Source organism: Pseudomonas sp. 910_23 (genome assembly GCF_052850795.1).
This window is the reverse complement of the sequence record NZ_VXCZ01000020.1, coordinates 89,409-104,090: the sequence shown is the minus strand read 5'-3', so window position 1 is coordinate 104,090 and position 14,682 is coordinate 89,409. Positions and strand designations below refer to the sequence as shown.

Sequence of the window (14,682 nt, the reverse complement as noted above, 5' to 3'; positions counted from 1 at the left end):
CATTGCTCCTTATTGAAGTTGCCGCCATGAAATCCGTCGAAACCTGACGTTGCCGCCCTCCTCCACCCGTGCATAAACCGACTCCAGCACCGTGCGCGATTGGCCTGTAAGGCCCACGGCAGTGATGCGAAAGAGCGCTGCCCGTGTATCGGGCGGCAAATGAGCCAGCCCTGCTCCTTCCCCCAGGGATTGAACGCCATAAAACCCACCCCTCAAGGCCAACCAGGTGACCGCTGAGACAGGGTTTGCCCCTGCGCCAGTCAAGGAAAATGCTTCATTGGGCGGTACACACGTAATAACCGAGTTGCACACAGGCATCGCAGGGCCGCCCCTCTGCACAACCGACTCCCCCAGCCGCAAACCGCTCTCAGCAGACTGAAAGGATTGATTACGCTGCCACAGGCTACTCGCGACTTTTTGCTGGGCGACCGCCCCCTGTATCGACGACAGCCCCACCTGCGATAACAACAGCAGGAATACCAGACTGATCAGCAGCACCATCCCGTTCTGCCGTACCCGAATACCGCCAAGCATCGACATCGCCCCTAACCCAACCGATTTCGCAGCGCCGCAACGACACTGTAGGTCTGGTCCTTAACCCGCCCAGTTGGGTCTTGCAGAGTCATGGAGATACGCACACTACGTATCAAAGAACTGTCAGCTGGATGGCTGTCGTAACGCACCACAACCGTTGATGCAGGTTCAGCCGCCAAGCCAAAACTGATGTCGAATGCCCCCACGTTATCAATCAGTACCGCCTTTGCCGGCGCTGCCGGAGTACTGACCTTCAACTGGCCCGATTCATAGGTGTAGGTAAGCTGGCGTATGCCAAAGCGGATCAGGCCAGGGGCGGCAGCAGGTGCTGCCCCCTCATACGCCTGGGCCGCCTCCTTGCAGTCGGACAACACCGTCCAATCGGGCTTGCCAGCGCCGTTACCGACGTACGCGGTGACCAACGTCAGCGACCTTGAACTTCCCGACGCGTCCCAGCTTATCGGTCGATCGAAGGCAGCCGGGGCGTTGTCGATAACGGTCGCGGCCAAACATCCCAACATGCCTGCCTGACGAATGTCCTGTGTGATCTTGCCCAGGGCAAGCCGCGCATCATCCTGCAGCACCATGGCGGCCTGCTGGCTGTCGTGAGTCAATCGTGAACTTATGAGCACCTGACTCACCCCCAACACCAGCACCAGCCCGACGGCGAGTGCCAGCAACAACTCCACCAGGCTGAAACCTCGGGCATGACGATTCATTGCAAGGCTCCCTGCTCACTGGTGACTCGGCTGGTCAGCGTGAAGGTTTCCCGTGCTCCTGGGGTGCCTGCTGAGCGGCGATCCTCCCAACTGATGCTGATGGTGACCTCATGCCCGCTTACCGCCACGGATCCCTTGGCATTCTTGCCAGCAAAACCAATGATATTGGCCTCGAAATCGTGCAGGTCCAGGTCGCGCACACTGGCGGCCGAAGTGTTGGGCGGCCCCGACTCGTCCCTCCCCCACGTGTAATCCGCACCAGCATTGGCGCGAATTCGGTCGAGCATGTCGTAGGCGATAAAGCTGGCTTGGCTGATCATCCTGGCGCTGTCGGTGTACTTGAGCGCGTTGAGCTGAAGCATTGCAGCGCCCATCAGGCCGACAGCCAGGATCAACAGCGCTATCAGCACCTCGATCAGCGTCATGCCGGATTGGTGCCGATGCGCGGAGCGCAGAAAAAATCGATTCGGGCGGGCAGGCATTACCGTCGTCATCCATGTCGAAGGCCGGAAAAAAGCAGGCAAACCCTGCTGTGCGATCCAAGACTAGCGGCGGATTTCGAGCAGCGCTGCTGCCGGAACAAAGGGAAATACTTTGGACATAAAGGCCATCACCCAGCATTCGCGGCCAGGCGCTATACCTAGGTCTGCAACTCGAAGATTCACTCGCGTCCACGGAGGGAACGCACATGACACAACGAGGGTTCACCCTGATTGAAATGCTGCTGGGGCTGATCGTCACCAGCTTCCTCGCGCAATTGGCCGTACCCGGTTTCAAAGGTTTGCTTGAATCGCAGCAACGACAAAGCGTGGCCCAATCACTTGCCGCCGGACTGCGTTACGCACGCATGGAGGCCATCACGCGCAATCAGGCGGTGGTCATTCATGCAAACGACAGGGACTGGAGCCTGGGGTGGCGGGTGATACTGGATGTCAGTGGACGCGGCCATCAGGACGACGACAACCCGGTGCTGCTGGAGCGCCAGGGTGATGGTCGCGTGCCAGTGGCAGGCAATGGCCCGGTCACGGACCAGGTGCGTTTCAGCGGCTTGGGAGAACCGGTTTTCGCCGGCGGAGGCTTCCGTGCCGGCACCGTGCATGTGTGCGACACGAGCCAGGCACAGAGCCTGTATCAGATCGTGCTGGCCCCCAGCGGACGCATCAGCCTGCGCAGTGACAAGACCGAGCAGGCATTATGCCGAGCCGATGCCGGCATTGTTGGCGTCAGAGCAGCGAGCGGACCCGCAGTTCCTTCGGCATCGAGAACGTGATGTTCTCTTCACGACCTGCCAGCTCATCGGCGCCAGTAGCGCCCCAGGCCTGCAACTGCTGGATCACGCCGCGTACCAGCACTTCCGGTGCGGAGGCGCCTGCCGTGATGCCGATACGCTCGACACCATCGAACCAACTGCGCTGCATGTCTTCGGCACCGTCGATCAGGTACGCCGGCGTAGCCATGCGCTCGGCCAGCTCACGCAGGCGGTTGGAGTTGGAGCTGTTAGGGCTGCCGACCACCAGCACTACGTCACACTCATTTGCCAGTTGCTTGACCGCATCCTGGCGGTTTTGCGTGGCGTAGCAGATGTCATCCTTGCGCGGGCCGCCAATGGCCGGGAACCGCGTGCGCAGGGCATCGATTACGCGGCTGGTGTCGTCCATGGACAAGGTGGTCTGGGTCACGAAGGCCAGGCGTTCCGGATTGTGCACCTGCAAGTTGGCGACGTCTTTCTCGTCCTCGACCAGGTAGATAGCACCGCCGTTGCTGGCGTCGTATTGGCCCATGGTGCCTTCTACCTCCGGGTGACCGGCGTGGCCAATCAGGATGCACTCACGACCGTCGCGGCTGTAGCGCGCCACTTCGATATGCACCTTGGTCACCAGTGGGCAGGTGGCATCGAATACCTTGAGGCCACGGCCCGCCGCTTCGGTACGTACAGCCTGGGAAACACCGTGGGCACTGAAGATGACGATCACGTCGTCGGGCACCTGATCGAGTTCTTCGACAAAGATCGCCCCGCGCGCGCGCAAGTCTTCGACCACAAATTTGTTATGGACGACTTCATGGCGCACATAAATCGGCGGCCCGAAGACTTCCAGGGCGCGATTGACGATTTCGATCGCCCGGTCCACGCCGGCGCAGAAGCCACGGGGGTTGGCGAGTTTGATTTGCATGCTGTGCCTCGTGTATTGCAGCCATATTGAGTCAATTTGACACTGACTCAACCGACAATGGAGATCAAAGGTGGGAGGGGGCTTGCTCCCGATATAGGTATATCAGTCTGCACATTTAGCTGATACACCGCTATCGGGAGCAAGCCCCCTCCCACATTTTAGACCGCGTACGGTCGGTTACAGCGCTTTGACGTCGATAATCTCGACGTCAAAGGTCAACGTCTTGCCGGCCAACGGGTGATTGAAGTCGATGGTCACTTGCGCGTCATCAAATGCTTTCACCACGCCAGGCAATTCAGTGTTCGCCGCATCATTGAAGATCACCAGCAAGCCTTCCGACAGGTCCATGTTCTGGAACTGCGAACGGGGGATGATCTGCACGTTTTGCGGGTTGGGCTGGCCAAAGGCGTTTTCCGGCAGGATTTGCAGGGTGCGCTTGTCACCGGCCTTGAAACCGAACAGTGCCGCTTCGAAACCCGGCAGCAGGTTGCCGTCGCCGACCTTGAAGGTCGCGGGGGCCTTGTCGAACGTGCTGTCGACCGTGTCGCCATTCTCCAGGCGCAGTGCGAAATGCAAAGTGACTTCCGTGTTCTGGCCGATGCGTTGCTCAGCCAATACCTGATCAGTCATTGACGGTTTCTCCGGTTTTCTTGCTCTTGAACATATCCAGCGCCAGCATGATTGCGCCGACGGTGATAGCACTGTCGGCAAAGTTGAACGCCGGGAAGTAGTGGCGGTTCTGCCAATGCACCAGGATAAAGTCGATCACATGGCCCAGGGCGATGCGGTCATACAGGTTGCCCAGCGCGCCACCCAACACCAGGGCCAGCGCGATGGCCAGCCAGGTGTCGTCGCGGCCCAGGCGCTTGAGCCACACCACCAGTACGGCACTTACCACCACGGCGATCACAGCAAACAGCCAGCGCTGCCAGCCACCGCCGTCAGCGAGGAAGCTGAAGGCGGCGCCAGTGTTGTAGGCCAGGGTCCAGCTGAAATAATCCGGGATCACCACGATTTGCTGGAACATTTCCAGGGAGCCCTCGAAGTGAGCCTTGCTGACCTGGTCAATGACCAGGACCAGCAGGCTCAGTACGAGCCAGCCCAGACGTCCGAAACGACTGTCTGCATTAGGCATAGTGGCGAACCTCGCCTTCACCGCTGATGTTGTCGACACAACGACCGCAGATTTCCGGGTGCTCAGGGTTCACGCCGACGTCTTCACGGCAGTGCCAGCAACGAGCGCACTTGGGGAAGGCCGACTTGACCACTTTGAGCTTAAGGCCAGGCACTTCGGTAGCCACCGCATCTGCCGGAGCCTGGGTAAACGGCGCCAGGCTCGCAGTAGAGGTGATCAGCACGAAGCGCAGCTCGTTGCTCAGCTTCGCCAGGTCGGCGGTCAGGCCGTCTTCGGCAAACAGGGTGACTTCGGCTTGCAGGTTGCCACCCACGGCCTTGGCCGCACGCTGGACTTCCAGTTCCTTGTTCACCGCAACCTTGACGGCCATCACGCCTTCCCAGTACTCGCGGCCCAGTTCGAAGTCAGCCGGCAGTTCGGTCAGGCCTTCGTACCAGGTGTTGAGCATGACGGACTCGTTACGCTCGCCCGGCAGGTACTCCCACAGTTCGTCAGCGGTGAATGCCAGAATCGGTGCGATCCAGCGCACCAGCGCTTCGCTGATGTGGTACAGCGCGGTCTGCGCCGAACGGCGCGCCTTGCTGTTGGCGCCAGTGGTGTACTGGCGGTCCTTGATGATGTCGAGGTAGAAACCACCCAGCTCCTGCACGCAGAAGTTGTGGATCTTGGAGTAGACGTTCCAGAAGCGGTATTCGCCGTAGTGTTCCTGCAACTCGCGCTGCAGCAACAAGGTACGGTCCACAGCCCAACGGTCGAGGGCGAGCATGTCTTCGGCCGGCAGCAGGTCGCTGGCCGGGTTGAAGCCGGTCAGGTTCGACAGCATGAATCGCGCGGTATTGCGGATACGGCGGTAGGCGTCGGCGCTGCGGGCCAGGATCTGGTCCGAGACGGCGATTTCACCCGAGTAATCGGTGGAAGCCACCCACAGGCGCATGATGTCGGCGCCCAAGGTGTCGTTGATCTTTTTCGGCTCGATCACGTTCTTCAGCGATTTGGACATCTTGCGGCCCGTCTCGTCGACGGTGAAGCCGTGGGTCAGCAGCTCGCGGTACGGCGCATGGTTGTCGATGGCGCAACCGGTGAGCAACGACGAGTGGAACCAGCCACGGTGTTGGTCCGAACCTTCCAGGTACAGGTCGGCACGCGGGCCGGTCTCGTGGCCCATCGGGTGCGAACCACGCAGCACATGCCAGTGAGTGGTGCCCGAATCGAACCACACGTCGAGGGTGTCGCTGATCTTGTCGTACAGCGGCGCTTCGTCGCCCAGCAGCTCGGCAGCGTCCAGCTTGAACCAGGCTTCGATGCCTTCCTGCTCGACACGCTGGGCCACGACTTCCATCAGCTCGACGGTGCGCGGATGCAGCTCACCGCTTTCCTTGTTCAGGAAGAACGGGATCGGCACGCCCCAGTTGCGCTGGCGGGAGATGCACCAGTCCGGACGGTTGGCGATCATCGAGTGCAGGCGCGCCTGACCCCAGGACGGGACGAACTTGGTGTCTTCGATGGCCTTGAGCGAGCGTACACGCAAGGTGTCGCCGCTGGTCGGCTCTTTGTCCATGCCGATAAACCATTGCGCCGTAGCGCGGTAGATCAGCGGGGTCTTGTGACGCCAGCAATGCATGTAGCTGTGCTGGATGGCGGCGGTTTGCATCAACGCACCGACTTCACGCAGCTTTTCGATGATCGGCTGGTCAGCCTTGAAGATGAACTGGCCACCGAAGAACTCGAGCGAAGGCACGTATACGCCGTTGCTCTGCACCGGGTTGATGATGTCGTCGTTGACCATGCCGTACTTCTTGCAGATCACGAAGTCGTCCACGCCATAGGCAGGCGAGCAGTGGACAATGCCGGTACCCGAACCCAGCTCGACGTAGTCAGCCAGGTACACTGGCGACAGACGGTCATAGAACGGGTGACGGAAGTTGATCAGCTCCAGCGCGGAGCCGGTGGCGGTGGCGATCACCGAGCCTTGCAACTCGTAGCGGGCAAGGCACGACTCGACCATTTCTTCGGCCAGCACCAACAGGCGATCACCGACATCCACCAGAGCGTAGGTGAATTCCGGGTGCACGTTCAGCGCCTGGTTGGCCGGGATGGTCCACGGGGTGGTGGTCCAGATCACGATGGCAGCCGGCTTGGCCAGGCTTGCCAGGCCGAATGCCTCGGCCAGCTTGGCGTCATCGGCAATCGGGAAGGCCACGTCGATGGTCGACGACTTTTTGTCTTCGTATTCGACTTCCGCTTCGGCCAGGGCCGAACCGCAGTCAAAGCACCAGTTCACGGGCTTGAGACCCTTGAACACGAAGCCGCCCTTGACGATTTCAGCCAAGGCACGGATTTCACCGGCCTCGTTCTTGAAGTTCATGGTCTTGTAGGGGTTGTCCCACTCGCCCAGCACGCCCAGGCGAATGAATTCGGACTTCTGCCCTTCGATCTGCTCGGTGGCGTAGGCACGGCAGAGTTCGCGGGTCTTGTCCGCGCCCAGGTTCTTGCCGTAGGTCACTTCGACTTTGTGCTCGATCGGCAGGCCATGGCAGTCCCAGCCCGGAACGTACGGCGCGTCAAAGCCCGACAGGGTTTTGGAGCGCAGGATCATGTCCTTGAGAATCTTGTTCAGCGCATGACCGATATGAATCGTGCCGTTGGCATAAGGAGGGCCGTCGTGCAGGACGAATTTCGGACGATCCTTGCCAATTTCGCGCAACTTTCCGTACAGGCCAATACTGTTCCAGCGCTGCAGGATCTGCGGTTCGCGCTGTGGCAGGCCGGCCTTCATTGGGAAGGCGGTGTCCGGAAGGTTTAGCGTGGCTTTATAGTCGGTCATTTAAGGCTCTTCGGTTAGCGATGGGCGCTAGGTGCGGCTAGTGCACGGGCGGCGGCGACATCCGCATTGATCGCCGTTTTCAACGCCTCCAGGGAGGCGAAACGCTGCTCTTCACGCAGCTTCTGGTGGAAAACCACCGTCAAACGCCGGTCGTATAAATCACCGGCAAAATCCAAAAGGTGAACTTCCAGGTGGGCCTTGCCATCACCTGCAACCGTGGGCCTGACGCCTATATTGGCGACTCCCGGCCACGATTGGCCGTCGATGTCGACGCTCACCAGGTAAACCCCAGTCAGCGGCACTCGGCGGCGCTTGAGTTGCACGTTGGCAGTTGGCGTGCCCAATTGGCGCGCCAGCTTCTGGCCGTGCAGTACCCGCCCGGCAATGCGGAACGGGCGACCGAGCAAACGCTCGGCCAGGTCGAAGTCGGCGGCAGCCAAGGCGTTACGCACCTGGGTGCTGCTCACACGCAGGCCGTCCAGTTCGACGGTTTGGGCGGCTTCAACGGTAAAGCCCTGGTTGACGCCGGCATGTTGCAGGAAATCGAAATCCCCGACCCGATCGCAACCGAAATGGAAGTCGTCACCAACCTCCAGGTGTTGTACACCCAGGCCATCGACCAGGATGCGGTCGACGAACTCGGCGGCGCTGAGGCTGCGCAAACGCTGGTTGAAAGCCAGGCAGAGGACGCGGTCCACGCCCTCCTCCGCCAGCAGTTGCAGCTTGTCGCGCAAGCGCGCCAAACGGGCCGGCGCTGTTTCCGGGGTAAAGAACTCCCGCGGTTGTGGCTCGAAAATCACCACGCAGCTGGGCACACCCAACTCGACCGCACGCTCGCGCAGCCTTGCCAGGATAGCCTGGTGGCCACGGTGAACACCGTCAAAGTTGCCAATAGTGGCGACGCAGCCCCGATGCTCGGGGCGCAGGTTGTGGAGACCTCGAACCAGCTGCATAACGCGCTTCTTGCTCATAAAGTGGTCGATTATAACCACACCCGGCCCCGGACGACAGGCAACAGCGCAGGCCAAATGGGTCGAATCGATAAAACAATCGTTTTATCGCGGCGAAGTCTCTATCCCAGCGACTTGCGATTGAAATCGCGCAGGCGGAAGCCCTGCAACAGCAACATCCCGAAGTACACCGCTACGCCCGCGACCACCAACACGCCCAGGCGCATAAAGCGCTCCAGCATATCGCCATCGCCCCAGGCCGGCATCACGTGCATCAAGCCCACCAGCACGGCGGACATCGCAGCCACCGCCACGAGCAACTTGAGGGTAAACATCCCCCAACCCGGCTGTGGTTGATACATCTGCTGTTTGCGCAGTTGATAAAACAGCAGGCCGGCATTGATACAAGCTCCGGCACTGATCGCCAGCGCCAGCCCGGCATGGGCCAAAGGACCGATAAATACCAGGTTGAGCAGTTGCGTGACAATCAGCGTGAAAATCGCGATTTTCACCGGCGTACGGATGTTCTGCTGTGCGTAGAAGCCCGGTGCCAGCACTTTGATCACAATAATGCCGAGCAGACCGACAGAGTAGGCAACCAGTGCGTGCTGGGTCATCAACGCGTCGTGCGCATCGAATTGCCCGTATTGAAACAGCGAGACCGTCAGCGGCTCGGCCAGGATTCCCAGGGCCAGTGCGCATGGCAACACCAACAGAAAGCACAGACGCAGGCCCCAATCGAGAATGCGCGAATACTCCTGACGATCCTTGCTGGCATAGGTGCGTGCCAGGGTAGGCAGCAGGATCGTGCCCAATGCCACACCAAGCACACCGGATGGCAACTCCATCAAGCGGTCGGCGTAGTACATCCACGATACCGAGCCGGATACCAGCAACGAGGCGAACGCGGTGTTGATGATCAGGGAAATCTGACTGACCGATACCCCGAGTATCGCCGGCAGCATATTGCGCATCACGCGCCAGACGCCGGTGTCCTTGAGGTTCAGGCGTGGCAGTACGAGCATGCCGATTTTTTTCAGGTGCGGCAGTTGGTACAGCAACTGCGCCAGGCCGCCGGCCAGGACCGCCCAGCCCAGGGCCATGACGGGCGGATCGAAATACGGCGTAAGGAACAGCGCAAAAATAATCATGCTGACGTTCAGCAAGGTCGGCACAAAGGCCGGTACCGAGAAACGATTCCAGGTATTGAGGATCGCCCCGGCGAGCGAAGACAGGGAAATCAGCAATATATAAGGAAAGGTCACCCGCAGCAGATCAGTGGTGAGCGCAAACTTTTCCGGCGTATTGGCAAAACCGGGCGCCGTGGCCCAGATCACCCAGGGCGCGGCGAGCATCCCGACGATGGTTACCAGCATCAGTACCAGCGTCAGCAAACCCGAGACGTAGGCGATGAACGTACGAGTCGCCTCCTCGCCATGCTGGGTCTTGTATTCGGCCAGAATCGGCACGAACGCCTGGGAGAACGCGCCTTCGGCAAAGATCCGTCGCAGCAGGTTGGGGAGTTTGAAGGCAATAAAGAAGGCATCCGTGGCCATACTGGCGCCAAAGATGCGCGCCAGCAGAGTGTCACGCACAAACCCCAAAACCCGGGAGATCATCGTGATAGAGCTGACCGCAGCCAACGATTTGAGCAGATTCATTGAAAGAGTTTGCGCCTATAGATAAAGAGCAGGCGAACAAAGCGCCCACTTATGCGATACTGCGCGCCTGCAACAGCACAGAGCCAAAGCTCGCGAGTTTACAGGTCAAGCGCCGGAAATAAATCACCCGCCTCTTCAGATCGACCACTCAGCAGTTCGCATCAGCCGCCCTTGACAACCCATCAAGTCATCGGCATGATTCGCGGCCTATTTTGTTTGCTATTTCCTAAAAAGTCTTTCGAGGAGCTCGACGGTGGCCAACACACCTTCCGCCAAAAAACGTGCAAAACAGGCTGAGAAGCGTCGCAGCCACAACGCCAGCCTGCGTTCCATGGTTCGTACCTACATCAAGAATGTAGTTAAAGCCATCGACACCAAAGACGCTGAAAAAGCTCAAGCTGCTTACGTTCTGGCCGTGCCAGTTATCGACCGTATGGCCGATAAAGGCATCATCCACAAGAACAAGGCCGCTCGCCATAAGAGCCGCCTGAATGGCCACATCAAGGCTCTGAGCGTTCCTGCTGCAGCCTAAGTGGTAACAACTGCCACGCAGCCCAGGCTGCGTAACAGTTAAGAAATGCCCCGTACCGAAAGGTCCGGGGCATTTTTGTTTGCCCAAAGATTCATCACAACTTCCCTTGTGGGAGGGGGCTTGCTCCCGATGGCGGAGTGTCAGTCAGAATATCTGGTACTGATACACCGCTATCGGGAGCAAGCCCCCTCCCACATTAAAACGCAAAAAAAAACGCCCCGAACCAGTCGGGGCGTTTTTGCTACCGATTGATCAAACCACAATCAATGGTGGTGACCGCCTTCACCGTGGACGTGGCCGTGAGCCACTTCTTCCTGGGAAGCATCGCGGATGGCAACGATTTTCACTTGGAAGTTCAGGCGCTGGCCAGCCAGAGGGTGGTTGCCGTCGACCGTCACATCATCGCCGTCCAGGTCACGGATGGTGACGATCTGCATTTGGCCGTCCGGCGCGGAAGCGTGGAACTGCATGCCCACTTCCAGCTCGTCAACGCCTTCGAACATGCTGCGGCTCAAAGTGCTGACCAGCTCGGCGGAGTATTCGCCGTAGGCATCTTCAGGTTCTACGGCTACGGTCAGTTCGTCACCGACTGCCTTGCCTTCCAGGGCCTTTTCCAGGCCTGGGATGATGTTACCTGCGCCTTGCAGGTAGACCAGCGGCGCGCCGCCGGCTGAGCTGTCGATGACCTCACCAGCGTCGTTGGTCAGGGTATAGTCGATGGAGACAGCCTTGTTAGCGGCGATCGTCATGGGGCGAGACCTTTTGCATAAGAATGAAGAACGGACAAGTCTAAACAAGGATTTGCCCGAAAGCGAACAGAACCCGGACAGACGGGGCCGACCAACGGTCTCGACGATCACCGGATTCCACCAGGATGACGACCGGCACTGGGTTGCCGAGCTGTCCTGCGGCCACACCCAGCACCTGCGCCACCAGCCGCCGTGGCAGTCGCGCGCCTGGGTCGTCGACCCCGCGCAACGCCTTGAAAAAATAGGCCAACCCTTTGCGTGCGGCTGGTGTGCGCAAGTGCGCGAATAACGATAACCTTGACGCCTGATTCGCGGTAGGCGCCCATGCATAGGGCGCCACCCAAGCCATGCACCTCCAGAGAATTCGCATGCAGACTTTTTTTATCGCGCCCACCGATTTTGGTGTGGGTCTGACCTCCATCAGCCTTGGGCTGGTGCGCACCCTGGAACGGGCCGGCCTTAAAGTCGGCTTCTTCAAACCGATTGCCCAGCCACACCCGGGCGATACCGGTCCGGAGCGCTCCACTGAGCTGGTGGCACGTACCCACGGCCTGAAGCCACCACAACCCCTGGGCCTGGCCCATGTGGAGCGAATGCTCGGCGACGGCCAACTCGATGAGCTGCTTGAAGAAATCATCACCCTGTATCAGCAGGCCGCCGTAGGCAAAGACGTGCTGATCGTCGAAGGCATGGTGCCGACCCGCAGCGCCAGCTACGCCGCGCGGGTCAACCTGCACCTGGCCAAGAGCCTGGATGCGGAAGTGATCCTGGTCTCGGCGCCGGAGAACGAAGTGCTCACCGAGCTTTCTGGCCGGGTGGAATTGCAGGCCCAACTGTTCGGCGGCCCCAAAGACCCGAAAGTATTGGGCGTGATCCTCAACAAAGTGCGCACCGACGAAAGCATGGAGGCATTCTCGGCGCGCCTTAAAGAGCACTCGCCGTTGTTGCGCAGCGGCGATTTCCGCCTGCTTGGCTGCATCCCCTACCAGCCCGAACTCAATGCCCCGCGCACCCGCGATGTGGCCGACCTGATGGGTGCGCAGGTCCTCAACGCCGGTGACTATGAAACCCGGCGCATGACCAAGATCATCATTTGCGCCCGTACCATGCGCAACACCGTAGAGCTGCTCAAGCCCGGCGTCCTGGTGGTTACCCCCGGCGATCGCGACGACATCATCCTCGCCGTCAGCCTGGCCGCGATCAACGGCGTGCCGCTGGCCGGCCTGCTGCTGACCAGCGACACCCTGCCCGACCCGCGCATCATGGATCTGTGCCGCGGCGCCTTCCAGGCCGGGTTGCCAGTGCTGTCGGTGAGCACCGGCTCCTACGACACCGCCAACCAGCTCAATAGCCTCAACAAGGAAATCCCCATCGATGACCGTGAGCGCGCGGAGATCATCACCGACTTCGTCGCCAGCCACCTCGACGCACGCTGGCTGCACCAACGGTGTGGCACGCCCAGGGAGATGCGCCTGTCGCCGGCGGTGTTCCGCTACCAGTTGATCCAACGGGCCCAGGCCGCCAACAAGCGCATCGTGTTGCCCGAGGGCAGCGAGCCGCTGACGGTGCAGGCCGCCGCCATCTGCCAGGCCCGAGGCATTGCCCGCTGCGTGCTGTTGGCCAAACCGGCGGATGTCGAAGCGGTCGCCCGTGCCCAGGGTATCGAGCTACCCGAGGGCCTGGAGATTCTTGACCCGGACCTGATTCGCCAGCGCTATGTCGAGCCGATGGTTGCCTTGCGCAAGACCAAGAGCCTCAACGCACCAATGGCCGAGCAACAACTGGAAGACACAGTGGTGATCGCCACCATGATGCTCGCCCTGGACGAAGTGGACGGCCTGGTCTCCGGCGTCATCCACTCCACCGCCAATACCATTCGCCCGGCCCTGCAACTGATCAAGACCGCGCCGGGCTGCACCCTGGTGTCGTCGGTGTTCTTCATGCTGTTCCCCGAGCAGGTGCTGGTGTACGGCGACTGTGTGATGAACCCACACCCAAGCGCCGCGGAACTGGCGGAAATCGCCTTGCAAAGCGCCGATTCCGCCGCCGCGTTCGGCATCACGCCACGGGTGGCAATGATCAGCTATTCCAGCGGTGATTCGGCCAGCGGCGAGGAAGTGGAAAAAGTCCGCGAAGCCACCCTGCTCGCCCACGAACAGCAAGGCTCGCTGCTGATCGACGGACCGCTGCAATACGACGCCGCCGCCAATGAAAGCGTGGCCCGGCAATTGGCGCCCAATAGCCAGGTGGCGGGCAAGGCCACGGTGTTCGTGTTCCCCGACCTGAACACCGGCAACACCACTTACAAAGCCGTGCAACGCAGCGCCGATTGCGTGAGCCTGGGGCCGATGCTCCAGGGCCTGCGCAAACCGGTCAACGACCTGCCGCGCGGCGCCCAGGTAGACGACATCGTGTACACCATTGCGCTGACTGCGATCCAAGCCGCCAACCGACCTATGGATATCTAAATGCTGGATTTTCTACCTGCCGCCGTACGCGGGGTGATCGCTTCGCTGTTGCTGGCGCTGAACACGATCCTGCTGTGCTCGTTCCTGTTTATTGTCGCACTGTTCAAGGCACTGCCCTTCGCCAAGCGCTTCAGCGAATGGCTGATGAACCACACCCACGAAGCCTGGGTGACCAACAACAAAGGCTGGATGAACCTGGTGCGCCGCACACGCTGGCACCTGAGCGGCCTTGAAGGCCTGGACTATCAGCATTCGTATCTGGTGACCAGCAACCACCAGAGCTGGGTCGATATCATGGTGCTGCAATACGTGCTCAATCGGCGCATTCGCCCGCTGAAGTTTTTCCTCAAGCAAGAGCTGATCTGGGTGCCGGTGATTGGTCTGGCGTGGTGGGCACTGGGCTTTCCGTTCATGAAGCGCTACAGCAAGGCTTATCTTGAGAAGCACCCGGAAAAGAAAGGCAAGGACCTGGAAACCACCCGCAAGACCTGTGCGAAGTTTCGCGACAATCCGGTGGGCATTTTCAACTTTGCCGAGGGCACACGGTTTACGCCGGGCAAGCATGCGCAGCAACAGTCACCGTTTCGCTACCTGCTTAAACCCAAGGCGGGCGGCATTGCGTTTGTGCTGGATGCCATGGGCGAGCAGCTCAAATCATTGGTGAATGTGACCATCCATTACCCTGCCGGGCGCCCAGGCTATTGGGATTTGCTGTGCGGCAATGTGAAGGAGGTGGTGGTGCATTTTGAAGAGGTGCAGATCCCGGCTGAATTCATTGGCAAGAATTATGAGCAGGATGGGGAGTACCGGTTAGCGTTCCAGGGCTGGATCAACCGGTTGTGGGAAGACAAGGATGCGTTGCTGGAGCAGTTGCACAAAGACTTTCCAGCCAGCCGCTGATCAGCATGTGGATGCAATTCAATGTGGGAGCTGGCTTGC

15 protein-coding genes are annotated in these 14,682 nt (G+C 60.1%); 5 read left to right on the top strand and 10 right to left on the bottom strand.

What is annotated here, in order from left to right; all coding sequences use genetic code 11:
- Positions 1-9 precede the first annotated feature (9 nt).
- The 3 genes from FW800_RS22200 to pilV are packed head-to-tail and all read right to left on the bottom strand — an operon-like array spanning position 10 to position 1,735.
- A complete protein-coding gene (locus FW800_RS22200) occupies positions 10-540 on the bottom strand; it encodes a pilus assembly PilX family protein (RefSeq protein ID WP_078820259.1) in 531 nt (176 codons plus the stop codon).
- 5 nt (positions 541-545) lie between these two features.
- Complete coding sequence (locus tag FW800_RS22195; RefSeq protein ID WP_446438475.1) at positions 546-1,253, bottom strand: prepilin-type N-terminal cleavage/methylation domain-containing protein; 708 nt, start codon at positions 1,251-1,253, stop codon at positions 546-548.
- Positions 1,250-1,735 carry a type IV pilus modification protein PilV gene (pilV, locus tag FW800_RS22190; protein ID WP_446438474.1) on the bottom strand — a complete coding sequence of 162 codons (486 nt, stop codon included), beginning with the start codon at positions 1,733-1,735 and terminating at the stop codon, positions 1,250-1,252. The genes FW800_RS22195 and pilV overlap by 4 nt, the downstream gene beginning before the upstream one ends.
- Positions 1,736-1,941: 206 nt before the next feature.
- Here pilV and FW800_RS22185 point away from each other — a divergent pair, with 206 nt between their 5' ends.
- Positions 1,942-2,523: a GspH/FimT family pseudopilin gene (locus FW800_RS22185; protein ID WP_078820257.1), complete on the top strand. Its 582-nt coding sequence runs from the start codon at positions 1,942-1,944 to the stop codon at positions 2,521-2,523.
- On the opposite strand, the gene ispH is transcribed toward FW800_RS22185, so the two are convergent.
- From ispH to murJ, 6 genes are all read right to left on the bottom strand, one after another.
- Positions 2,477-3,424, bottom strand: coding sequence for a 4-hydroxy-3-methylbut-2-enyl diphosphate reductase (gene ispH, locus FW800_RS22180; protein WP_005784653.1), 948 nt, complete (start codon positions 3,422-3,424; stop codon positions 2,477-2,479). The genes FW800_RS22185 and ispH overlap by 47 nt on opposite strands.
- 177 nt (positions 3,425-3,601) lie before the next feature.
- Complete coding sequence (gene fkpB / locus FW800_RS22175) at positions 3,602-4,039, bottom strand: FKBP-type peptidyl-prolyl cis-trans isomerase (RefSeq protein WP_177327426.1); 438 nt, start codon at positions 4,037-4,039, stop codon at positions 3,602-3,604.
- Between the two features lie 7 nt (positions 4,040-4,046).
- Positions 4,047-4,559, bottom strand: a complete 513-nt coding sequence (gene lspA, locus FW800_RS22170; protein ID WP_032877979.1) for a signal peptidase II — start codon at positions 4,557-4,559, stop codon at positions 4,047-4,049.
- Positions 4,552-7,383, bottom strand: coding sequence for an isoleucine--tRNA ligase (ileS, locus tag FW800_RS22165; protein ID WP_228309331.1), 2,832 nt, complete (start codon positions 7,381-7,383; stop codon positions 4,552-4,554). The genes lspA and ileS overlap by 8 nt, the downstream gene beginning before the upstream one ends.
- 14 nt (positions 7,384-7,397) lie before the next feature.
- Positions 7,398-8,336, bottom strand: a complete 939-nt coding sequence (gene ribF / locus FW800_RS22160) for a bifunctional riboflavin kinase/FAD synthetase (protein ID WP_003188404.1) — start codon at positions 8,334-8,336, stop codon at positions 7,398-7,400.
- A 119-nt stretch (positions 8,337-8,455) separates the two neighbouring features.
- On the bottom strand, positions 8,456-9,994 hold the full coding sequence (gene murJ / locus FW800_RS22155) for a murein biosynthesis integral membrane protein MurJ (RefSeq protein WP_078820255.1): 1,539 nt from the start codon (positions 9,992-9,994) through the stop codon (positions 8,456-8,458).
- Positions 9,995-10,247: 253 nt separating this feature from the next.
- On the opposite strand from murJ, the gene rpsT reads away from it, so the two are divergent.
- Complete coding sequence (rpsT, locus tag FW800_RS22150) at positions 10,248-10,526, top strand: 30S ribosomal protein S20 (protein WP_003188401.1); 279 nt, start codon at positions 10,248-10,250, stop codon at positions 10,524-10,526.
- Positions 10,527-10,789: 263 nt separating this feature from the next.
- Here rpsT and FW800_RS22145 read toward each other — a convergent pair whose 3' ends face one another.
- Positions 10,790-11,275 carry an FKBP-type peptidyl-prolyl cis-trans isomerase gene (locus FW800_RS22145; protein ID WP_003171645.1) on the bottom strand — a complete coding sequence of 162 codons (486 nt, stop codon included), beginning with the start codon at positions 11,273-11,275 and terminating at the stop codon, positions 10,790-10,792.
- On the opposite strand from FW800_RS22145, the gene FW800_RS22140 reads away from it, so the two are divergent.
- The 3 genes from FW800_RS22140 to FW800_RS22130 all read left to right on the top strand — a co-directional run bounded on the left by FW800_RS22140 (position 11,274) and on the right by FW800_RS22130 (position 14,643).
- The gene (locus FW800_RS22140) at positions 11,274-11,564 is read left to right on the top strand and encodes a DUF3565 domain-containing protein (RefSeq protein WP_078820254.1); all 291 of its coding nucleotides are present in this window, start codon (positions 11,274-11,276) and stop codon (positions 11,562-11,564) included. The two genes, FW800_RS22145 and FW800_RS22140, sit on opposite strands and share 2 nt — an antisense overlap.
- A gap of 79 nt (positions 11,565-11,643) precedes the next feature.
- Positions 11,644-13,743, top strand: coding sequence for a phosphate acetyltransferase (pta, locus tag FW800_RS22135; protein WP_078820253.1), 2,100 nt, complete (start codon positions 11,644-11,646; stop codon positions 13,741-13,743).
- A complete protein-coding gene (locus FW800_RS22130) occupies positions 13,744-14,643 on the top strand; it encodes an acyltransferase (RefSeq protein WP_248128572.1) in 900 nt (299 codons plus the stop codon).
- Positions 14,644-14,682 lie beyond the last annotated feature (39 nt).

Excerpts from the sequence above, each read along its gene's own strand:
- ispH (WP_005784653.1), bottom strand. The coding sequence starts at position 3,424 with ATGCAAATCAAACTCGCCAACCCCCGTGGCTTCTGCGCCGGCGTGGAC.
- FW800_RS22130 (WP_248128572.1), top strand. The coding sequence starts at position 13,744 with ATGCTGGATTTTCTACCTGCCGCCGTACGCGGGGTGATCGCTTCGCTG.
- FW800_RS22185 (WP_078820257.1), top strand. The coding sequence starts at position 1,942 with ATGACACAACGAGGGTTCACCCTGATTGAAATGCTGCTGGGGCTGATC.
- FW800_RS22140 (WP_078820254.1), top strand. The coding sequence starts at position 11,274 with ATGGGGCGAGACCTTTTGCATAAGAATGAAGAACGGACAAGTCTAAAC.
- FW800_RS22195 (WP_446438475.1), bottom strand. The coding sequence starts at position 1,253 with ATGAATCGTCATGCCCGAGGTTTCAGCCTGGTGGAGTTGTTGCTGGCA.
- pta (WP_078820253.1), top strand. The coding sequence starts at position 11,644 with ATGCAGACTTTTTTTATCGCGCCCACCGATTTTGGTGTGGGTCTGACC.
- FW800_RS22145 (WP_003171645.1), bottom strand. The coding sequence starts at position 11,275 with ATGACGATCGCCGCTAACAAGGCTGTCTCCATCGACTATACCCTGACC.
- FW800_RS22200 (WP_078820259.1), bottom strand. The coding sequence starts at position 540 with ATGTCGATGCTTGGCGGTATTCGGGTACGGCAGAACGGGATGGTGCTG.
- pilV (WP_446438474.1), bottom strand. The coding sequence starts at position 1,735 with ATGCCTGCCCGCCCGAATCGATTTTTTCTGCGCTCCGCGCATCGGCAC.
- lspA (WP_032877979.1), bottom strand. The coding sequence starts at position 4,559 with ATGCCTAATGCAGACAGTCGTTTCGGACGTCTGGGCTGGCTCGTACTG.
- ribF (WP_003188404.1), bottom strand. The coding sequence starts at position 8,336 with ATGCAGCTGGTTCGAGGTCTCCACAACCTGCGCCCCGAGCATCGGGGC.
- ileS (WP_228309331.1), bottom strand. The coding sequence starts at position 7,383 with ATGACCGACTATAAAGCCACGCTAAACCTTCCGGACACCGCCTTCCCA.
- murJ (WP_078820255.1), bottom strand. The coding sequence starts at position 9,994 with ATGAATCTGCTCAAATCGTTGGCTGCGGTCAGCTCTATCACGATGATC.